This is a genomic window from Robertmurraya dakarensis (assembly GCF_900156875.1).
GTDB lineage: Bacteria > Bacillota > Bacilli > Bacillales > Cytobacillaceae > Robertmurraya > Robertmurraya dakarensis.
This window is the reverse complement of record NZ_LT707408.1, coordinates 635119-655812: the sequence shown is the minus strand read 5'-3', so window position 1 is coordinate 655812 and position 20694 is coordinate 635119. Positions and strand designations below refer to the sequence as shown.

Here is a 20694-nt window from a genome sequence, read left to right as displayed (position 1 = left end):
GATATTTTTACAATATATTGGGTTTTTTATTGATTCCATTAGGTTTTTGATTTGAACTTTTTACTTGTGAGGTCTATCACATTATTTTAAAAAGAAAAGAAGTACACTGAGGGTATCTTATCTTATCTTATAAGGACTGGTGATCACATGAAGAAGCTCTTTTTCTTCTTACTTGTAATGTTTAGTTTATTGATAATAAGTGCATGCTCCAATGAAAATCAAGCAGTGGAAGCAATGGAGGATCCTGCAGACGATAGTACTATTTCTAACTTCGTTCCCGATTACGACTGGCCAATAGCTGACTTTGAAGCTGTGAACCAAGAAAACGAAACCATCATGAAGGATCATTACGACGGCGATGTTTGGATTATGAATATGATTTTTACAAACTGTGAAACAATTTGTCTGCCAATGACTGCAAACATGGCAAAGCTCCAGCAGCAACTAGAATCAGAAGGTCTTAATGTTCAGTTAGTTTCATTTAGTGTTGATCCATTGTTTGATACTCCTGAAGTCCTAACCGAATATGGCAAAAAATATGAGGCAGACTTTTCTAACTGGGACTTTTTAACAGGATACACTGGAGAAGATATCAGAAGAATTGCCAAGTCAGTCAAAACCCTAGCAGAAAAGCCAGAAGGCACAGACCAAGTAACACACAGCACCAAATTCTTCCTAGTAAACCAACAAGGCATCGCTGTCAAAGGATATGATGGAGTCAACCTGCCAATCGAACAAATCATCCAAGACCTCAAATCACTCCAATAGGTACCAGGTACCGTCCGTGGACAGTTTCCACTGGTGGTGGACAGTGTGACTAGATTATTCAGAAGGCCCCTGTTTGGGTATCCAACAGGGGCCTTCTTTTACTTATTTTTTCACGATTACATATTGCTTCTCTCTTAGCCAGAACATTTCACCTAATTGTGTAATATAGCGTTTCTTATCTAGTTTAATATTCCCTAACTGTCCAATAAACTCTAGTGTTTTTAAATTGACCGTCGTATCGAGGTCATCGTCTTTCTTTTGTAATTCATGGCCATCCAGGCAGGTATATATTTCTATTTCTTCATCATGTAATAAATTAGTATCAATATATTTAAAAAGCTCTCTATATCCTTTTCTATGATGAGAACATAGCAGTTCATATACATACTTATATTTAAACTTCGCTTTTATTTGTTCATATCCATCCAGCTTTATTATATCAATTCCATATGTATCTTCTAAGCTTTCAAATACCTTTACAAACGGTTCTTGAACGTATTCACTCTGTTCCCATCCGAACTTACCTTCCCTAGCTAATTCAGAAGCAGGCTTCAATATCCACTTATAACCGAAACTGCCCACCGGCAGCTCCTTATTTGCTGCTATAAAGTGATGTACCGACATAACATAACCCCCTTCCCTAGGCGGCACCCAAAAACGAAAGAATCATAGAATAACATAAAAATATTGGAAAATTTTTATACTTATTTTACATAATACTATTTTCCTTACCTAAAAAGCCATAGTATTTTCACAAAACAGTCACAATTCCCCTATATTCGAAACTTTCCAATCTGTAATTCGAGCTCTTCAGCCATTTTTGATAATGATGTAACGGAAGAAGAGATTTCTTCCATTGAGGCTATCTGCTCCTCGGCTGATGAGGACACTTCTTCTGTTCCAGCTGCTGCTGTTCCCGCTATCTCTGAAATATATTTGATATATTGAACAATTTCCTCAGCGTTCCTTGCCATCTTGTTCATGGCTGAATCTACTTCTTGAAGCTGAGTAGTAACTTCATTGACAGAACCGTGTATTTGCTGGAATGAATCTCCCGCACTGTTCATCATATCAATACCTGAGACTACTTCTTTCTTTGTAACATCCATTGATTGGACAGCAGTATCCGTTTCCTTTTGGATAGCCGATATTAGCTTTGAGATATGCTGAGCAGATTCTGATGACTGTTCTGCTAGTTTCCTTACTTCATCAGCTACTACCGCAAATCCGCTGCCATGTTCTCCAGCCCTTGCAGCTTCAATCGCAGCATTTAATGCCAGTAAGTTGGTTTGGTTTGCAATACCTGTTATGACCTCAATGATTTCTCCAATTTCATGAGAACGATTGCCCAATCCTTTGATGATTTCTGACAGCTTGTTAACCTGTGTAGTGATTTCCCCCATTTGTCCAACTACAGTTTGAATAACTTGACTTCCTTCTTGGGCTTTTTCTGTCGTTGAAACAGCGACAGCCGAAACGCTGTTCGTATGACTTGTAATTGATTTAACTCCTGCTGACATTTCATTTACTTTTATAGAGGCTTCCTCAACACTTCTTACTTGCTGGTCAACACCAGACGCTAACTGCTGCATCGTTCCTCCAATTTGCTCAGCAGCAAAGTTGGTTTGTTCTACACTGCTGGCTAATTGAACAGATGATGATGCTACATGTTCAGTGCTAACACGAAATTGTGTAATGAGATCCCTAAGATTATGTGTCATCGTATTTAAAGCGCTTGCTAATTCCCCAATTTCGTCCTTATTTTTTACTTTTATATCCTCAACCGTTAAGTCCCCTTCAGCGATTCTTTTTGCGTGCTGAATTAATACCGTAATCGGCTTTGTCTTTTTGCGAATGAACCAAATCGTTATAATACAGGCTGCCAGCATTGGCAAAAGCCCTAACAGGAATCCATCCTTAACGGAGTCCCATGTCCGTTCTGTAACAATACTTGCATCAAAGTCAATTGCATTCAAAGCAATGATCTCTTTATTTGGGTCATGATCCTTAAAAATCGGTGCATATCCGGTGATCCGCTTCATTCCGCCAAAGTCGTAAATTTTGGAATAATGAGGATGCTTTGTTTCTTGTATCATTTTAACTAGATCAGGGTCAATAAAAAACCGATCTCCAGCCTTAAATCCTTGTGCTTTCATATTATCATCAGCAGCCAAGATCGTACCGTCTAAAGAAATCACAAACTGATCCTCAAAAATTTGTTTATGATCTGTGGTCCAGTTGATTGTGTTTTCAAGTTCTGCTCTTTTTTGTTGATTTCCATTAATGATATCTTCTATGTCACTGGGATTGATGAGTCCTGTTGTAATATTTGCACAGCCTACCGCTTCAATCCCTGCCGCTTCATAAGTTTTTTGGTAACTTACCCAATAGTTTGATAGAGAGGTGATAATTAAAGATGCCAATATAACACCTATAATAATTCCGCCTAGCTGCTTTGTCAGATTCCCCTTCATATTGCTTCCCCCAAATCTTTATGTCTATTTTTGTCGTGATATGTATACTACAATATTACTATAAAAGCAGTAAATATATTGGTTAAATCCTGAAAAAACCTAAGATATTTTACCCATTTCCCATTACTCAAAATCAGCTGACAAAAAAAGCAGGCACTGTTCAAAAACAGTACCTGCTCACATCCCGCTGTCCGCTCCACAAAGACAAATCCAACCAACTGTCCACGAACGGTACCTGGTACCTAATAGTTTAGTTGGTGTTTGATTGCTTCGATTAGGTCGAGGGGCATGACGCCGTAGCGGGATAGTTCTTTTGCTTTTTCTTCTCCGCTTTTGGCATGAAGATAGCTTGCAGCTAGCGCGGCCTCTAAAGGTTTTGCTCCTTGTGCAAGGAAAGAAGTGATCAACCCTGTCAGTACATCGCCGCTTCCACCCTTTCCAAGCGCATCATGTCCAAGCGGGTTTATATAAATTGAGCCGTCAGGACTGGCAATGACCGATCGATGCCCTTTTAAAAGCAGAAATATCCCGTATTCTTTTGCAAAGCTGCATGCCGTTCCGATACGGTCCTTTTCTATTTCCTTAATGGACTTACCTGTCAGCAATGCCATCTCACCCGGATGTGGAGTAAAAATCACGTTCCCCTTATATGATTTAACAATATCCAGCTGCTCGCGAAGCAAGTACAAAGCATCCGCATCCACCACAACAGTCTGATCCCCAAGAGCAGAAAAAAGGTTCTTCATCCAGTTTTCTCCATTATGAAAACGGCTCATCCCCGGACCAATCGCTATACAATCAAACTGCTGGAGCCGAGGACGAAGTTCGGCAATCGCTGTTTCTGAAAAATGTCCATCAATATCGGGAAGCGGCAGTAATAACGATTCCGGGTTTTGAGTGGCCGCCATTGGATAAATACACTCCGGAACTGCGAGTGTCACCAGACCAGCTCCACAATGCAGGACGGCTTTTGCGGTATATACCGGTGCTCCCACATAAGAACGCGAACCTCCAATCACAACAGCATGTCCAAACGTTCCTTTATGCCCATGCTGCAGCCGTGCAGGGACCTGGGCTCTTGCCAGTTTTTCGGTCAGTACTTGGGGCATGTCAAGCCCCAGTTCATTTACGATAGAAGGCGGCACCGATATATCAACAGCTGCCCATTCCCCAACATACTGTGGCCCTTCTTGCAAAAAGAAACCCTTTTTTGGAAAAACAAACGTAATCGTCTTTGTAGCTTTAATTGCTTCACCTTCCACTTTTCCGGTGTCACTCTCCACGCCTGAAGGAATATCGACCGAAATAATCGTTTTTTCTCCATGGAAAGAATTTACCATCGAAATTATCCCAGCAAATGGCTCACGAACAGCTCCTTTGACACCGGTTCCAAGAATGGCATCCACTATTATATCCGCCTTCGCTAATTCATCAACTAGTTCGCTGTCTTCACCTTCCCAGCCCCGTAAAAAAGAAAACCCTCGATTTACATAAACATCGAAATGAATTTTCGCATCTCCCTTCAGTTTCTCTGGGGGTACTAACAAACAAAGAACAGGTTCCAACCCTATATCAAACAATCTCCTGGCAATAACAAAACCGTCTCCGCCATTATTTCCTCCTCCGGCTAAGATGACAACTCTAGATCTTTCCATCTTAGCACTAGAAATGATTTCCTCTACTACTCTTGCCCCTGCGTTTTCCATAAGTACAACGCCGGGAAGTCCAAGATTCTCCATTGTATACTGATCCATTCTCTGCATTTCCTTTTGTCCTGCCGCAAACATCATTCTAGCCACCTCACATTTCACTCCAATTTTACCATAAATTTCTTTCAGAAATTCAAACCGCTGAAAGCTTTAAAAAGTGTTACCAGCCAGCACTGTCCATCCACATTCTACTTTCATGAGTATTCCATTTATTTAAATTTTCAAACAAAACATGACTTATATCACCGAATTCTTTTACCAACTTTATTAAAATGAAAACAAGGTTTACTAATAAAGGTAATTTTCAATTTTACGAAAGAGGGGTGCGTGTATGTATCAAACGATCGCTTTATTCTTAACTGTTTTCTTTGAGTTTCTCTTAGCACTGGCATTCGCCTTTGTATATGGTGAATCGAAACGCAAGGCTGAGTATGCTCCAATACAAGAAAAAGGATACAAAATAAGAACGTACTGGTTTTTTGGATTGATTGGAGTAATGGGGATTGCAACTGTTTTAACCTTAGATGAGCTGCCCTATCATGGCAGTCACGCTGAAGCCACAACCACTGCCGAAACAAAGGTTGTTGATGTAGTGGGGATTCAGTACAACTGGGAAATGAGTGAAGAGAGCTTTAAGGTAGGCGACAAGGTCGAATTTGTCGTTACCGCTAAAGATGTAACACACGGGTTCGGCCTTTATACTGAAGACCTTGAGTTGGTCGCGCAGACTCAAGCAATGCCAGAGTATAAAAACTCAGTATATTTTACTTTTACTGAACCGGGAACCTATAAAATTCTTTGCCTTGAATATTGTTCAATCGGTCATCATGTCATGGTGAAAGAAATCACAGTACAGCCTTAAGGAGGTAAGTCATATGGAAGCAAGCGGCAATCCTTTAGTACGAAGAGGAGTTATATGGTATTTAATGACAACGTCTTTGGTTTTAATTTTAATGATGGCTTTTGGCGTTATCATGCTGCTTAATCAAGGAAATTTAATAAACATTACACCTGAATGGTTCTATAAAATCATGACAGCACATGGAATTGGGATGGTAGGTGTTGCTGCTTTAGGCGGCACAGCGATCATGTGGTATTTTCTATCAAAGTATCTTAAAATAAATCCTGTTATTTTTCTAATAAATTTCACCTGCTCAATCATCGGAGTCATCTTAATTTTAATAGCTATATTTGCCTATGACTTTTCTGACGCTTGGACATTTTTATACCCGCTGCCTTTTCAATCAACAAAGGCTTATGGGGTTCTTGGCGCACTCCTATTTTTATTTGGGGTATTGATTTTAGGAGTAGGCTATTTAATCATGTACTTTTATTTAGCTGGCCGGCTAATAAAAGAATACGGAGGACTAGGGAAATCACTAGGCTGGGATTATATCTTCAGAGGAAAAAAAGGATATGGGCCGCCTCCAGCAGTTGTGGCAACGACCATGGTGATCATCACAAACTCAACGGCAATTATTGCAGGTGCAATCGTGATCATTGGTTCGATCCTAAATATTATTAATCCAGCCATTACAATGGATCCCATGCTTGCTAAACATCTAACCTATGCATTTGGTCATATCTTCTGCAACGCAACGATCTATATGGCTGTCATTGCTGTTTATGAAGTGCTTGCTAAATATACAAGCCGTCCTTGGAAGTCTAATAAGGCCTTTTTGATTGCCTGGAACGCTTCAACATTATTTACACTCATGATCTATACACACCATTTATTAATGGACTTTGCTGTCCCAACATGGATGCTGATTATTGGTCAAGTCTTCTCCTACGCAAACGGACTTCCAGTAATGGTTGTGACTGCTTATGGAGCCCTCATGATTGTATATCGTTCAGGCATCAAATGGGATTTTGCGTCAAGTCTGCTTTTCCTGTCCATGTTTGGATGGGTAGCAGGTGCAATTCCGGCTATTATCGATGCAACCATTGTCGTTAACCACGTCATGCATAATACAAAGTGGGTTCCTGGACATTTCCATACATATATGGGGATGGGCGTTATCGCAATGATTCTTGGATTCATGTACTACTTTAATAAAACGGAAGGGTCCATGAAACATTCAAGAATCGATACGTTTAGTATTTCGCTTTTCTTTACATTTTTCGTTGGGATTGTTGGTTCTTTCCTCTATGCGGGCAGCATCAGCGTTCCTCGGAGATGGGCGGAACATATGCCAGAATGGGTATTATCAGACCAAGTGGGTGCACTAAGCGGAGTTTTTGTTGTTCTTGCTACGATCCTAATGACGATTAGATTCTTCGCTTGTTTGAAAAATGTAGAAAGACCTTCTTAAAAATAAGGGTACCTAGTGAAAGAATATTTTTCTAGGTACCTATTCTCGAAATGGACACCATATAACCATGATCTCTTATACTAGGCATTCTCCTTCATATATTGAATGGTTTGCCGCAATCCCTCACGAAAAGGAGTTCGCGGTACAGCTCCAAGCAGTTCCTCATATTTTCCTCCATCCAATACAACAGGCTCTTCATTTAGATAGAACATTTCCACCACCTCACGCATATTACCATTAAAAAACCCGAGGAATCTAATCATGTTCTTGGAAATGGTTGAGACACCCTTTTGATAACCCGTTATTTCACGAATCGTTCCAATAAGCTCCTGCCCCGTAATAACCCCGTATGCAGGGATATTCCAATTTTGCCCATATGCCTTTTCTTCATAAGCTAAATTGACAATCGCCTTCGCACCATCGGGAGTATAGATATATTCTCTAGCAATAGTCTGATCACCAACAAAGCCTGCCTTTTTGTTAGCAACAATGCTTTTAAGAGTATAGTGCAGGATCGTATTTTCAGCATTTGGACCGTAAAAGTCTGGGAAATGAGCAATCAAGGCCCGTGCACCAGATTCCTTTATGATATTCTCTATTTGCAGGCGGATCTTTCCTTTTTTTGTATGAGGTTCTTTTGGCGCCGTTTCTTTCATATTCACTCCCTTGCTGCGGCCATAGGCATAAATATTATCCACGACCGCGAGCTTAGCTCCCTCTCTTATAGCAGCTGTCAGAATATTCTCCATTAATAGAACCAGTTTCTCCTCCCACTCAGGATAAGGAATGTTAGCAGACTGAAAAATGACATCAACATCTTTTGCCGCTTTTTCTAAATCACTTCCTTGAAAAATATCCCCCGTAAAAATAGTCACGTTAGGTTCATCTCCAAACAACTTTTCCAACTTATCCTTTGTTCGTGCAAAAGCCGTGACCTCAACCCCTCTTGATAATAGTTCCTTAACAATACAGTACCCCATACCTCCGGAAGCTCCTAAAACCAACGCCTTTTTCATAGAGTTCTCTCTCCCTTTTTTAATAATTAACCACTGGTTAATTAATCTTAAAAAAAATTATACGACAAGCTTTAACAAAAGTTTTACATGGTAATTAGCCATGCCCTCTACTTCTTTAAAACTCTCCGCAGCTCGGCAATAATGTGTGACAAAGCCATGCAGCGAGAGAAAAACAGACCAAATATCCTGGATGGACACCTGTTTCCCGCATAAAGAATAGACGCTTTCAGCAAACTTTTCGTAGCTATTATATGGTCCTTGATTCATATAATTCTTAAGTTCTTCGTCTTTTGTTAAAAACATGATTTCATAATGACTTTGATAGGTCAGTCCAAACTTAATATATCCAAGAAAAATTTGCTCAAGCTTTTCTTTAGGCTCCAAATCTATATTCAGGATACTTTCTAATTCTGTATTTAATAATTGAAAATGATTCTCTACAAGAGCAGAAAATAATTCAGCTTTATTTTTAAAATGATAGTAAATGGCGCCATGGCTATAGTCCAGCTCTTTCGCTATTTGCCGCATTGATACATGTGCATATCCTTTAGCTGCAAACAGATCTCTTGCTGCATTCATAATCATTTCCCGCGATAATTCTTGCTCAACAGACTTTCTCGGTGACATAATTACCTCCTTAATTGACCACTGTTTAAATATATTATATTTATTAATTAAACACTGGTCAATAAATCTTTTTGTAACTTTCTAATTTTTTCTAAAAAATAGTGCCAGGCAATTTTCATACCTTGGCACCCATTATCATCTTACTGAATTTTCAATTGCCTGTTCAAAAGTGTGGATAATGTCTTCTTCATGTTCAATTCCGACCGATATTCTCACAACTTCATTTGTTATCCCCAGTGCTTCTTGTGCCTCTGCGGGAAGAGCACGGTGAGAGGTTTTCAGTGGATGTGATACAGATGTTTCAACACCAGCTAATGTAGGAGCAATTTTAACCCATGACAGTGATCTGAAAAATTGATTAACATCCACGCTCTTTGCTAATTCAATCGTAACAATGGCCCCGAAGCCAGCCTCGGACTCAGCAAATGGGTAGTAAACCTTCTTTACATGCCGATTCTCCTTAAGCGCTAAAGCCAATTTTCTAGCATTGTAAGATTGAGATTTCATTCTAATGGCCAATGTTTTTAATCCCCGCGTAGTTAACCAAGCTTCAAATGGGCTGACATTGGCCCCGAAATTCACTACTTTAGCTCTAGCTTTTGCAACGAGCTCTTCCTTTCCGACAACAACACCCGCTGTCACATCGCTATGGCCGCCAATATATTTAGTCACACTATGAATCACTAAATCAACACCGAGCTTATATGGATTGATATGATAGGGTGTAGCAAATGTGTTATCAATTAACGTGATAAGCCCATGCTCTTTCGCTATCTTTACAATAGCCTCTATATTTTCTACTCTTAAAAGAGGATTAGTAATCGATTCAGAATACAAAAGTTTCGTATTCTCCCCAATGGCATCCGCCACCTCTTTTGGATTAGAAAATGAAACAAATGTTGTTTGAATTCCGAGTGTACTTAATTCTTCTTTTAATAAGTGAAAGCTTCCACCATACAAATCTTCCGCGGCAACGATATGGTCACCGCTGCCCGCGACAGCAAGCACCGCTGCCAAAATAGAAGAGAGTCCTGATGACGTTGCGATACCGGCTGGCGCCCTTTCTAATGCTGCAACAGCAGCCCCCAGCTCATCCGGATTAGGGTTTCCAGTACGAGAGTATAAATAATTTCCTTCTCCTTGATAAAAACCTTCCAATTCCTCTAAATCAGTAAATGTAAAGGCAGATGTTTGGTAGATAGGTGTTACTTTACTCTTAATTGGTCTATTTTCTTTTTTGGCATTATGTAAAACAATCGTTTCAAATCTTTTTTCCAATATATTCACCTGCTTTTTAAAGATAGTGTTCAGTATATTTCTATAGTATAGCAATTAAGAAACGAAGGAAATGCCCATTCTTTAAGATAATTCGTATACCAAAAAACGTTCAAAAGGATTATTCTGATAGAATCCAGGAATGATGATTTCCTCTTTCCATTTGAAGGAAGGGTGGCTTTCCAAATAATGAACATAATCTTCTGATCCATAATATAAAATAATTTTTATATTGCGTTGATTTCCTTCAACCGAAAGTAAAATATTATTCAAGATCTTCATAAATATTTGGATGGAAAAGGGATTGAAAAAATAAAAGATGTTATCCTCTTCATTTATTTCGTATTCCTCAGCAAGACAATTGTAAAAGTGGATATTTGAAGCATCTTTCTTAGTTTTTTTAAAATAGCGGGCTGTATTATGCATCGCTTCTTGGTAATAAAGTGTATTCATTTCAACGCCTACAACCGTCACATCATAAAAGTAGTTCAAATAGAAAAGTAACCGTCCTTTTCCACATCCAAAATCAACAAAGCGATCTCCGCTTCCAAGCTCAACCTTCTTAAATAATTCTTCAATTGCGCCATAAGGTGTCGGTTCATAAGGATAATAATGAAAAGATTGTACTGTGTTTTTTTGCTCACCAGTTGTTTTTATATTCAAAAGTTTCTCGTAAGATTGTTCAGTCATTGCGTTACTCCTGGAAATTGTGTATTTTCAAAAGGCTGTCGGTCTCAAACTAAATCATCATACTTTCATTATAAATCACATAGAAGCGAAATCCATGGAAAAAGGCAACTGTCTGCGATAAAACAGTTACCTTACATCTCTTCTTCACTATGATTTCTCATGCTGACCTTCACCTTTACAATTCTTCGATCATTCATTTCTTCAGCAGAAAAAGTGATATTCTCATGAACAATGGACGGCCTCTCTTCTGGCGCCGGAATGTAGCCAAGCTGTCCGATCATGAACCCACTTAACGTATCATAATCCTCTGTCGGCAAATCAATTCTAAGAAAATCCTCCACTTCCCCAAGATTGATCGTTCCTGCCATAAAAAAAGTGTAATCATCAATTGGTTCGATTTCAGCAAGATCCAATTCAGGTTCATCATATTCATCAAAGATATTCCCAACAATCTCTTCAAGCAGGTCCTCCATGGTGACAATTCCCTCTGTGCCTCCATACTCATCTAACGCGATTGAAAGATGGATATTATTCTTTTGCATGTCGAAAAACAAATAATCGATTCTCATTGATTCGAGTACATAATATGGCTCGCGCACCAGATCCCGCAAACTGAAAGCATTTTTGTCACCATTCTCAATAAACCGAAACAAGTCTTTCACATGAAGAATTCCGACAATATGGTCAATATTCTCTTCATACACTGGCAGTCTCGTGTACTTCTCGACGTTCACAAAATGCAACGTTTCTTTTAGAGTGCAATCAATCGGAATGGCCACAATATTCGTCCTATGTGTCATGATGTCAGAAACCGTCTTATTATCAAATTCAAAAATGTTATTAATCATGACTTTCTCTGATTCTTGGATGGTCCCTTTTTCCTTGCCGACATCAACCATCATTCTAATTTCTTCCTCTGTCACTTCTTCCTCCTCTGCGTTAGGGTCTATCCCAAAAATACGAACAATTACATTCGTTGACAGAGTTAGCAGCCTCACAAACGGTGAGGTCACTTTTGAGAGCAGTGTTAAAGGAGCTGATGCAAAAAAAGAAATTTTCTCAGCTTTCTGCAGTGCAAGCCTCTTTGGAACAAGTTCCCCCAAAACCAGAGTAAAATAAGAAAGAACAAGCGTGATAATAATCGTAGAAATCGTTACAAGTGCATTATGATTGAGGTGAACACCCATATTGTACAAAGTTCCAGCCATTTTTTCAGCATAGCTTCCTGCTGCAAAGGCACTAGCCATAAAACCGGCCAACGTAATTCCAATCTGGATCGTCGCAAGAAAGCGGCTTGGTTCAGATAACAGATTATGTACTCTAATGGCTTTTTTATGACCTTCGTCTGCCATGAGTTTTATTTTGTTATCATTTAGAGAAACTAAAGCGATTTCCGATGCTGCAAAAAAGGCATTTAAAATAATCAATATAATCAATACCATAATTTCAGTGCTCAACGAATCACCTCCCGAAAAACAATAAGTCCTTTTTTTATTTTTCTTTAAGTCAACTCCTTTAATACATAAATGGATGTAATAAAACAAGCTGTCCTCATATAGACAGCTTGTTTCTTATAATGACTATGCTGCAGACTGGCCAACATCATCTTTTTGTTCCTTTGACAAAAACCATCCTGCTGCCGCAATAGCGATTAATACGCCATAGAAAATGACTTTCCATGTCGTCGAGTGCGCAAATTCATAGGAAATAATTCCGATTGATTCATGCCCAAGAGTTAAGACAGCGAGTTTTACACCTACCCATCCGACAATCGCAAAAGCAGCGATCTCTAAACCTGGTCTAGCATGCAGCAGTTTTACAAATAAGTCTGCTGCAAAACGCATTAAAATAACACCTAATAATCCACCGGTAAAAACGACTAGGAATTTACCGCCATCCATACCGCCTATATTTGGGAGGGGAGTATTCGGCAGGGTCATCGCTAAAGCAACCGCAGCTAATATAGAATCTACGGCAAAGGCGATGTCTGCTACTTCTACTTTAAGCACCGTCATCCAAAATCCAGATTCTTTTTTCTTCTTTTTCTTTCCTGCATCCTCTTCTTTGCCTTTAGCAAGCAATTTCCTTGCGATATGATTGATAGACATAAATAACAGATATAATGCTCCTATTGCTTGAATCTGCCATACATCAATAAGGAAAGAGATGATAAACAGGGAAGCAAATCTGAAGACAAAAGCCCCTGCAAGCCCATAAAATAACGCTCTTTTTCTTTCCTTTTCCGGAAGATGCTTAACCATTATAGCTAAGACAAGGGCATTATCAGCGGCTAAAAGTCCTTCCAAAGCCACCAATAGTAACAAAACCCATCCATATTCTAATAAAAGTGAGAATTCCACTAACTACCGCCTCCTCTGGAAATAAATTTGATCATTTCAACGTTATTTTTCTTTATTGTCTCCTGACCCTTTTTTAGCATTCTTAATAATAAATCCAGCTATTACAGGATCATCTAAAGTTCCCAATATGTACATTAAAGGTGTTTCAAATAAAAAAGTCTTTACCGAATATGGTAAAGACTTTTAAAACCCTTATGATTTACGACTTAACAAAAACAGAACGATATAATTGGATAACAACAAGCGGCAATAAAGACAGAACATAGATCGTTCCAAATTGACCAGCTGTTAAGGAAGCTACTTCAAATACTCCCATTAGCGGCGGCAGCAAAAGGACGATATGCAATAAGGCCACCCCAAGAACAAAAGCAAACCAGCTGTATTTATTCGAAAAAAGTCCGATTTTTACAAGGGATAAATTACTTCTTGAATTAAATCCATGGAATAATCTTGCCATACATAAAGTGGCGAAAGCCATTGTACTGGCAGTTAATGCATCCCCTGTTGACAGACCTATATGGAAAGCTGCTATAGTTGAAACTGCAATCAGTATTCCTTCAAAAAGAACCCGCCCGGCAAAAGTCTTGTTTAACAAAGGACTGTTTATATTTCGCGGCTTTTCTTTCATCAACTTTTTATTATATGGTTCGAGTCCGATCGCAATCGCTGGCAAGCTATCCGTCAGCAAATTAATAAATAACAAATGGACGGCAGCAAACGGAACAGGCAAGGCCAGAAACGAAGCATAAAGCACCGACAACACCGCACCCATATTGCCTGATAATAAAAACTTAATTGAATTTTGAATATTAGCGTAAATACTTCGCCCATTCGAAATTGCTTTTACAATGGTTGAAAAGTTGTCATCTGTCAATACCATCGATGAGGCTTCCTTTGCCACTTCAGTTCCTGTGATGCCCATTGCAATACCGATATCCGCCTGTTTTAAGGCCGGTCCGTCATTTACACCGTCGCCAGTCATAGCAACAATATTTCCATTCTTCTGCCATGCCCTGACAATTCTGATCTTATGCTCAGGAGATACTCTGGCGTAAACAGATAAATTCGCTACTCTTTTCTTTAACTCATCTTCACTCCAGGTTTCAAGTTCCGCTCCTTCAACCGCTTCTGCATCGTCCTTTATAATACCGATTTGTTTCGCAATGGCTGCAGCGGTGATCTTATGGTCACCCGTTATCATAACAGGCTTAATTCCTGCCGCAACACATGCGGCAACGGCATCTTTTGATTCAGGCCTTGGCGGATCCATCATTGAGATCAGACCAACAAAGGTGAGACCATTTTCATCATTAATATCGACTTTTTGATCTTTCTCGACTTCCTTATAGGCAAAAGCAAGTACTCTCAATCCGTTCCTTGAAAACTCGTGGTTAACTTTTTCGATTTCTTTCTTATGCTCAGGAGTAAAATCAATGATTCTCTTAGATGTTTCAATTTTTTCCACCCTTGATAAAAGAACGTCAAGCGCTCCTTTTGTCATCATATAATATTTATGATCGTAAAAATTGACCGTACTCATCAGCTTTCGGTCAGAATCAAACGGAATTTCTCCGACACGCGGATACTCATCCCTTATAATAAATTCATCAAAATCATATTCTTCACCGAAGTTCACAAGACTAACTTCCGTCGGGTCACCTATTTCCTTTTTATCTTCTGTGATCGCGTCATTACAGAGCAACGATATTAACAGTAATCTTTTTTCAATCGGCTTTGCCAGATTGAGCTGATCATGCTCAATGACTTTATTATCTACATAGACCTTCTGAACGGTCATTTTATTTTGTGTGAGTGTCCCCGTTTTATCTGAACAAATGACTGAAATACTTCCCAAGCTTTCAACGGCATGGAGCTTTCTTACAATGGCATTTTCCTTTGCCATCTTCTGAGTTCCAAAAGCAAGCACGATCGTAACAATTGAACTCAGTGCTTCTGGAATCGCCGCAACTGCCAGCGCGACAGCAAACATAAATGACTCTACAATATCATTCCCTCGAAGTAAATCCAGCGCAAAGATTAGAAGTGCTATAGCGATAATGATCATGGCGAGCTTTTTCCCAAAATCATCAAGACTTGTTTGAAGAGGCGTTTTCTTTTCTTTTGCAGAATCCAATAAATTAGCAATCTTACCAATTTCCGTTTTCATGCCAATGTTAGTTACTACTACCGTACCTCGGCCATAAGTTACATAACTTCCGGAGAACACCATATTACGTTTGTCGCCAAGAGGTACATCCTTCTGCATGATAGGCTCAGTATCCTTCTCAACGCTTAAGGACTCACCCGTCAATGAGCTTTCATTAATTTGTAAGCTATGATTTTCAATGATTCTTCCATCAGCACTGACAAAATCACCTGCATCAAGAAATAAGATATCGCCAACCGTAACTTCTCGTGATGGAATCTCGATCTTATGACCATTTCTAAGCACCTTTGCTGCAGGAGACGATAATGCTTTCAGGGAATTTAAGCTTTGCTCTGCTTTAACATGTTGAACGGTTCCTAAAATGGCATTCAAAATAACTACAACTACTATAACTATTGTGCTTTCAAATTCCCCCAAAAATGCTGAAATGGTTGCAGCTGCAATCAAGATAATAACCAGGAAATCTTTGAACTGCGATAAAAAAACTTGTAAAGCACTCTTACGTTTTGCTTCCGCCAATTCATTATAACCGTAATTTTCTTGTCGTTTCTGTACTTCATCTGAAGTCAATCCCTGTTCAGTCGCATCTAATGCATTCAACTCTTCCTGTGTTGATCTGCTAAAAAAATCATTCATATTGTTTCTCCTTCCAAAAGGCCTAGAATTGACTTTATGGAAATTTTATCATATTTATTTCATGTTAACGTCGACATAATCTGTCTTTTTTATATTATTTCATACAAAGTTTTTTAACGGGGAAGTTAGTTATATAGAGGAGGTATGTCATGCCGCAAAAAGTAAAGATTGACCACATCCCTAATAGTAATCCAATAAGGGAAAGACTAAAAAATAAGGATGCAGCAGACTTCAGCAGTGCGACGTTAAGGCGATTAGCTTTATTTCAACAGGGAAGAATGCGCTAAAAAAAGCTGAACTCAAGAAGAAACTTGAGTTCAGCTTTTTTTATGTTTAAGTTATATTATTTTACTACTCGGAGCATTGCATGAATTTGTCCACAATGATTCGCCTCATGGTATGAGGCTAATGCTGCAAGCTCTCCTACTGTATTTTGGCCGAGAATTTGCTTTGGAAGTTTGTTAGCAAATACCTCATTCGGGATTTCTTTAATACGGCTCAACTGGCTTTTTAACTGATCCACAAGTACATCAGCTGCTGGTACATCACCTGTCCAGTTGGCAGGTTTTGAACCATACCCGAAATAGTCGTTATATACCGCTGGAAGCTGACCATTACGGCCGAACATAAACTGTTCAGTTGCTGATAAAATATGACCTAAATGCCAGCGAATATTGTTATTAAATCCTTCTGGCTGCACGTCCAAAGCTTCAGGGGAAACCCCTTCGAGATCCTTTAATAAACCATCTCTTGATAATTCAAATTGCAATTTAATTAATTCACTCACCACTATCTCCTCCTATTTTATGTACTATTTTCAGAATTTTCCGCAGATGTATACATAAACAATTATAAACAGTGAACATGGTTTTATCCAATAAAAGAACTTGTCACACTACATTAAAAAATCGACAATGTTTGTCAACTTCTAAAAAAAGAATTATATTTCTTTTGTGAATGTCTAAACTTTCATAATTTATTCATTGACCAATTAGACAAACACTGATAATATTTTGATTCGTAAAAATAATAAAAGCAAGCGTTGAACGTTATGGGTCATACTATAACTGGAGCAGCTTCTGGAGAGACCGCAAAGGACAAGCGGCGCCGAAGGATTCACAATCTCAGGCAAAAGGACAGAAGAGTAACGAATCTATGTTTGTTATTCTAACGCCGAAAGAGATTGGTAAGCCCCAATCTCTTTTTTTATTGGGTGATAATACCCTCCAAACAACTTATATTGAGGTGAGAACATTGAATCAGAAACGAGCGATTGTCAGTGTTATTGGAAAAGACCAAGTAGGAATTATTGCGAAAGTAACAACCTTACTATCCGATCAAAACGTAAATATTCTTGATATTAGTCAAACGATCCTGCAGGACTTTTTTACGATGATGATGTTAGTCGATGTAACAAATTTTGAAAACCTTGAGGAATTACGTGAGCAATTGGCCGATTTAGGAGAATCTTTAGGGCTGACGATCAACATCCAGCTTGAGGAAATCTTCCAAGCAATGCATCGTGTTTAAGAGAGGAGAGTCAAACATGAATTTTGAGCTGCAGGAAATGATGGAAACCATCCGCATGGTACAGATTGAAAATTTAGATATCCGCACTGTCACAATGGGCATTAATTTAAGGGATTGTGCTGATTCTGATTTTGATAAAATGAATAAGAAGGTTTTTGATAAAATCACTCATTATGCAGAGCATTTACGAGAAACGGCGGAAACGGTCGGAAAAGAATATGGAATTCCAATCATTAATAAACGCATTTCGATCACGCCAATCTCAGAAATACTGGGAAATGCTACGGTTGAACAAGCGGTCGAGCTTGCGAAAACACTAGATCGTGCCGCCGTCCTCTTGGGGATTGATTTCATCGGCGGCTATTCCGCACTTGTCCATAAAGGGATTTCTAAAGGAGACCAAACATTGCTTGATGCCCTTCCTGAAGCATTAAGTGTTACAGAACGCGTCTGCGGTTCTGTATCAGTAGGTACAACACGTTCCGGCATTAATATGGATGCTGTCCGTCAAATGGGTGTAATAATGAAGGATGCAGCTGAAAAGTCTAAAGACACAAATGGACTAGCCTGTGCTAAACTCGTGATTTTCTGTAATCCTGTTGAGGACAATCCGTTTATGGCCGGAGCTTTCCACGGTGCTGGAGAAGGTGAAGTCGTGATCAATGTTGGCGTAAGCGGACCCGGTGTTGTCTTGAATGCACTGAAACGCTACCCTGATGCCGATCTTGGTGAAGTAGCCGATATCATTAAAAAGACTGCTTTTAAAATAACGAGAGCCGGTGAATTAATTGGCCGTGAAGTAGCGAAAAGACTAGAAGTTCCATTTGGAATTATGGACCTCTCTCTTGCCCCTACAAACGCTATGAATGACAGTGTGGCAGAAATTCTTGAGGAAATCGGCTTGGAACGTGTCGGTACACACGGAACAATAGCTGCATTAGCTCTCATGAATGATGCTGTAAAAAAAGGCGGTGCCATGGCTAGTTCTTATGTCGGAGGCTTGAGCGGTGCGTTCATTCCGGTTAGTGAGGATAACGGCATGATTCGGGGAATTGAGGATAACGCCCTTACGCTTTCCAAGCTTGAAGCGATGACCTGCGTATGTTCCGTTGGGTTAGATATGATTGCAGTAACAGGCGATGTCAGCCCTGCCACACTCTCTGCAATTATTGCCGATGAAGCAGCAATCGGAATGATTAATAAGAAAACAACGGCCGTTCGCATCATCCCTGTCCCTGGTAAGAAGGAAGGCGATATGGTTGAATTTGGCGGCCTGCTCGGTCGTGCACCGGTGATGGGCGTCAATCCGTTCAGCTCAGAAAAAATGATCAGCCGCGCCGGCCGGATCCCAGCTCCGCTTCAGTCGTTGATTAACTAATGAGGAGGAGACGGTACTCCGTTCTTGTGAGTACCGGGTTCTCTTTTAAAGGTGTAAACCAGTTAATAGCAATTTAAATAGGTTGCTTTCACTGCGTTTGAAAAATAAACGGAAAAAATCCCTCTAAATTGGGAAATATCCATATTTCCTAAAAAATAAAGGGATTTTTTCCGGTTATGTGATCCAAATCTTTGATTTTTGCCTTAATAAGAGCCGATAACCGGAATTTCTCCCCTTATATTTGCTTTTTATGACTCCCCTGTATACATTAGCAGGAAATTCTCCCTTTATTTCTGCTTTTAAAGTCTCCCCTCTATAAAGTACCCGTAAATTCTTCACCTAAAAGCATGGCAAATTTCCTATGCACATCTCCTCAATTTTGGTGTAAATACTAAAAATCGATAATCACAAACTTCTAGATTTCCATGCCAACCTCAGAAAAAGTCGCCATATTTTTCATCATACTGCAAGCCGCTTCAATAATTGGGAAGGCTAACGCTGCTCCAGAACCTTCGCCAAGGCACATTTCCATTTCAAGCATTGGTTTGACACCCAGCAGTTCACTAGCTTTTTTCCCGCCAGGCTCCATCGAATTATGAGAAGGAATCAAATAACTCTTTACCTTTGGTTCAATAGAAACAGCAATTAAAGCTGCTACGGTAGAAATAAAGCCATCAACGACTACCGGAATCCTGTTTGCAGCAGCGCCAATCATGACACCTGCCATACCGCCGATTTCCAAGCCGCCTACTTTGGCAAGAACATCAAGTCCATCAGTACGATCTGGATTGTTCAGTTGGATTGATTTCCGAATCACTTCGGCTTTGTGCTCTAACCCTCCATGGCCAACCCCTGCTCCTCTTCCAGTTATTTCTAGAGGATCAATATCTCCCAATACAGCAAGAATGGCCGTACTAGGCGTTGTATTCCCAATTCCCATCTCGCCTGTCGCAAGTAACTGAACGCCCTTTTTAATCTCTTCATTTGCAATCTCTATGCCAACCTCAATCGCTTGTACAGCTTCTTCCCTAGTCATCGCAGGCCCTTTTGCCATATTATCTGTCCCATTCTTTATTTTTCGAATGATGACACCACTATCATCGGGAATTTCTCCTTTTACACCGACATCCACAGCGACAATTTCAGCTCCAGATATCTTTCCAATGGCACACACACCTGTCAGCCCTTTAGGAAAAAGTTGTGTCTGAGCGATGGTCACTCCTTGGGGATTACTTGAGATTCCCTCTTCATAAACACCGTGGTCAGCAGCCATAACAATCACCGCTTTACGATCCAATACAGGATAAAGCTTACCAGTTATTCCTGATAATTGAACAGCAATCTCTTCTAACCGTCCCAGGCTTTTAGGCGGCTTAATCAAATGATCGACCCTAAGCTTTGCTGATTCCATCATTTCATGATCAGGTTCTGAAATTCTCTTAATCGTTTTCTGCAGTAAATCCATCTTCATTTTCCTCCTTTATAACATAAAAAAAGCCCACAGTTTATTCAAATAGCAAATAAACTGCAGACTTTTCCATCATCTACAACAACAAAGCAATAGGCAGGTCTCCTGACTAAGATTCATCATTTTATTAGGCCTTCCCGAATGGATATTCAGTGGCGTTTCTAATAAAACTCCTCAACACAGTGGTGGGTCCGCTGAAGATTTTCACTTCATTCCCTATTCTCCCCGAAGGGCACCTATTGCTTTTATTAATTTGTCATCTCGCATTATTATCCTACATC

18 protein-coding genes and 2 riboswitches are annotated in these 20694 nt (G+C 39.6%); of the genes, 6 read left to right on the top strand and 12 right to left on the bottom strand.

Features of this window, described 5'->3' with window-relative positions:
* The first annotated feature begins 147 nt into the window (after nt 1-147).
* Nucleotides 148-768 carry an SCO family protein gene (locus CZ487_RS04355; RefSeq protein ID WP_077210954.1) on the top strand — a complete coding sequence of 207 codons (621 nt, stop codon included), beginning with the start codon at nt 148-150 and terminating at the stop codon, nt 766-768.
* A gap of 102 nt (nt 769-870) precedes the next feature.
* Here CZ487_RS04355 and CZ487_RS04350 read toward each other — a convergent pair whose 3' ends face one another.
* The 3 genes from CZ487_RS04350 to CZ487_RS04340 all read right to left on the bottom strand — a co-directional run bounded on the left by CZ487_RS04350 (nt 871) and on the right by CZ487_RS04340 (nt 5032).
* The gene (locus CZ487_RS04350) at nt 871-1392 is read right to left on the bottom strand and encodes a hypothetical protein (RefSeq protein ID WP_077210953.1); all 522 of its coding nucleotides are present in this window, start codon (nt 1390-1392) and stop codon (nt 871-873) included.
* A 149-nt stretch (nt 1393-1541) separates the two neighbouring features.
* Nucleotides 1542-3242: a methyl-accepting chemotaxis protein gene (locus CZ487_RS04345; RefSeq protein ID WP_077210952.1), complete on the bottom strand. Its 1701-nt coding sequence runs from the start codon at nt 3240-3242 to the stop codon at nt 1542-1544.
* Between the two features lie 242 nt (nt 3243-3484).
* Complete coding sequence (locus CZ487_RS04340) at nt 3485-5032, bottom strand: NAD(P)H-hydrate dehydratase (protein ID WP_084783121.1); 1548 nt, start codon at nt 5030-5032, stop codon at nt 3485-3487.
* Between the two features lie 250 nt (nt 5033-5282).
* Between CZ487_RS04340 and CZ487_RS04335 the strand changes: the two genes are divergently transcribed.
* Together CZ487_RS04335 and CZ487_RS04330 are read left to right on the top strand one after the other, a co-directional pair.
* Nucleotides 5283-5813 carry a cupredoxin domain-containing protein gene (locus CZ487_RS04335; RefSeq protein WP_077210950.1) on the top strand — a complete coding sequence of 177 codons (531 nt, stop codon included), beginning with the start codon at nt 5283-5285 and terminating at the stop codon, nt 5811-5813.
* Nucleotides 5814-5826: 13 nt separating this feature from the next.
* A complete protein-coding gene (locus CZ487_RS04330) occupies nt 5827-7266 on the top strand; it encodes a cbb3-type cytochrome c oxidase subunit I (protein ID WP_077210949.1) in 1440 nt (479 codons plus the stop codon).
* Nucleotides 7267-7346: 80 nt separating this feature from the next.
* Here the strand turns inward: CZ487_RS04330 and CZ487_RS04325 are convergent, their stop codons facing one another.
* The 7 genes from CZ487_RS04325 to CZ487_RS04295 form a co-directional block, all read right to left on the bottom strand.
* Nucleotides 7347-8282, bottom strand: coding sequence for an SDR family NAD(P)-dependent oxidoreductase (locus CZ487_RS04325; RefSeq protein WP_077210948.1), 936 nt, complete (start codon nt 8280-8282; stop codon nt 7347-7349).
* A 57-nt stretch (nt 8283-8339) separates the two neighbouring features.
* Nucleotides 8340-8909, bottom strand: coding sequence for a TetR/AcrR family transcriptional regulator (locus CZ487_RS04320; RefSeq protein ID WP_077210947.1), 570 nt, complete (start codon nt 8907-8909; stop codon nt 8340-8342).
* Between the two features lie 135 nt (nt 8910-9044).
* Nucleotides 9045-10187, bottom strand: a complete 1143-nt coding sequence (locus CZ487_RS04315) for a trans-sulfuration enzyme family protein (protein ID WP_077210946.1) — start codon at nt 10185-10187, stop codon at nt 9045-9047.
* A gap of 81 nt (nt 10188-10268) precedes the next feature.
* On the bottom strand, nt 10269-10874 hold the full coding sequence (locus CZ487_RS04310) for a class I SAM-dependent methyltransferase (protein ID WP_077210945.1): 606 nt from the start codon (nt 10872-10874) through the stop codon (nt 10269-10271).
* A 131-nt stretch (nt 10875-11005) separates the two neighbouring features.
* The gene (locus CZ487_RS04305; protein ID WP_202617784.1) at nt 11006-12331 is read right to left on the bottom strand and encodes a hemolysin family protein; all 1326 of its coding nucleotides are present in this window, start codon (nt 12329-12331) and stop codon (nt 11006-11008) included.
* A 123-nt stretch (nt 12332-12454) separates the two neighbouring features.
* Nucleotides 12455-13234: a TerC family protein gene (locus CZ487_RS04300; RefSeq protein ID WP_077210944.1), complete on the bottom strand. Its 780-nt coding sequence runs from the start codon at nt 13232-13234 to the stop codon at nt 12455-12457.
* A gap of 199 nt (nt 13235-13433) precedes the next feature.
* A complete protein-coding gene (locus tag CZ487_RS04295; RefSeq protein WP_077210943.1) occupies nt 13434-16037 on the bottom strand; it encodes a calcium-translocating P-type ATPase, PMCA-type in 2604 nt (867 codons plus the stop codon).
* A 149-nt stretch (nt 16038-16186) separates the two neighbouring features.
* On the opposite strand from CZ487_RS04295, the gene CZ487_RS26525 reads away from it, so the two are divergent.
* Nucleotides 16187-16324: a hypothetical protein gene (locus CZ487_RS26525; RefSeq protein WP_154676011.1), complete on the top strand. Its 138-nt coding sequence runs from the start codon at nt 16187-16189 to the stop codon at nt 16322-16324.
* A gap of 56 nt (nt 16325-16380) precedes the next feature.
* Here the strand turns inward: CZ487_RS26525 and CZ487_RS04290 are convergent, their stop codons facing one another.
* The gene (locus CZ487_RS04290) at nt 16381-16824 is read right to left on the bottom strand and encodes a DinB family protein (RefSeq protein WP_077210942.1); all 444 of its coding nucleotides are present in this window, start codon (nt 16822-16824) and stop codon (nt 16381-16383) included.
* Nucleotides 16825-17106: 282 nt separating this feature from the next.
* A riboswitch (glycine riboswitch) is annotated at nt 17107-17187 on the top strand.
* A 104-nt stretch (nt 17188-17291) separates the two neighbouring features.
* On the opposite strand from CZ487_RS04290, the gene CZ487_RS04285 reads away from it, so the two are divergent.
* Nucleotides 17292-17567: an ACT domain-containing protein gene (locus CZ487_RS04285; RefSeq protein ID WP_077211849.1), complete on the top strand. Its 276-nt coding sequence runs from the start codon at nt 17292-17294 to the stop codon at nt 17565-17567.
* Nucleotides 17568-17583: 16 nt separating this feature from the next.
* The gene (locus tag CZ487_RS04280; protein WP_077210941.1) at nt 17584-18945 is read left to right on the top strand and encodes a PFL family protein; all 1362 of its coding nucleotides are present in this window, start codon (nt 17584-17586) and stop codon (nt 18943-18945) included.
* A 415-nt stretch (nt 18946-19360) separates the two neighbouring features.
* On the opposite strand, the gene cobT is transcribed toward CZ487_RS04280, so the two are convergent.
* Nucleotides 19361-20410 (bottom strand): nicotinate-nucleotide--dimethylbenzimidazole phosphoribosyltransferase, encoded by a 1050-nt coding sequence (gene cobT, locus CZ487_RS04275; protein WP_077210940.1) that lies wholly within the window; start codon nt 20408-20410, stop codon nt 19361-19363.
* 81 nt (nt 20411-20491) lie between these two features.
* A riboswitch (cobalamin riboswitch) is annotated at nt 20492-20668 on the bottom strand.
* Nucleotides 20669-20694 lie beyond the last annotated feature (26 nt).

Coding starts and splice junctions, on each gene's coding strand:
- CZ487_RS04355 (WP_077210954.1), top strand. CDS start 148: ATGAAGAAGCTCTTTTTCTTCTTACTTGTAATGTTTAGTTTATTGATA.
- CZ487_RS04350 (WP_077210953.1), bottom strand. CDS start 1,392: ATGTCGGTACATCACTTTATAGCAGCAAATAAGGAGCTGCCGGTGGGC.
- CZ487_RS04345 (WP_077210952.1), bottom strand. CDS start 3,242: ATGAAGGGGAATCTGACAAAGCAGCTAGGCGGAATTATTATAGGTGTT.
- CZ487_RS04340 (WP_084783121.1), bottom strand. CDS start 5,032: ATGATGTTTGCGGCAGGACAAAAGGAAATGCAGAGAATGGATCAGTAT.
- CZ487_RS04335 (WP_077210950.1), top strand. CDS start 5,283: ATGTATCAAACGATCGCTTTATTCTTAACTGTTTTCTTTGAGTTTCTC.
- CZ487_RS04330 (WP_077210949.1), top strand. CDS start 5,827: ATGGAAGCAAGCGGCAATCCTTTAGTACGAAGAGGAGTTATATGGTAT.
- CZ487_RS04325 (WP_077210948.1), bottom strand. CDS start 8,282: ATGAAAAAGGCGTTGGTTTTAGGAGCTTCCGGAGGTATGGGGTACTGT.
- CZ487_RS04320 (WP_077210947.1), bottom strand. CDS start 8,909: ATGTCACCGAGAAAGTCTGTTGAGCAAGAATTATCGCGGGAAATGATT.
- CZ487_RS04310 (WP_077210945.1), bottom strand. CDS start 10,874: ATGACTGAACAATCTTACGAGAAACTTTTGAATATAAAAACAACTGGT.
- CZ487_RS04295 (WP_077210943.1), bottom strand. CDS start 16,037: ATGAATGATTTTTTTAGCAGATCAACACAGGAAGAGTTGAATGCATTA.
- CZ487_RS26525 (WP_154676011.1), top strand. CDS start 16,187: ATGCCGCAAAAAGTAAAGATTGACCACATCCCTAATAGTAATCCAATA.
- CZ487_RS04280 (WP_077210941.1), top strand. CDS start 17,584: ATGAATTTTGAGCTGCAGGAAATGATGGAAACCATCCGCATGGTACAG.
- cobT (WP_077210940.1), bottom strand. CDS start 20,410: ATGGATTTACTGCAGAAAACGATTAAGAGAATTTCAGAACCTGATCAT.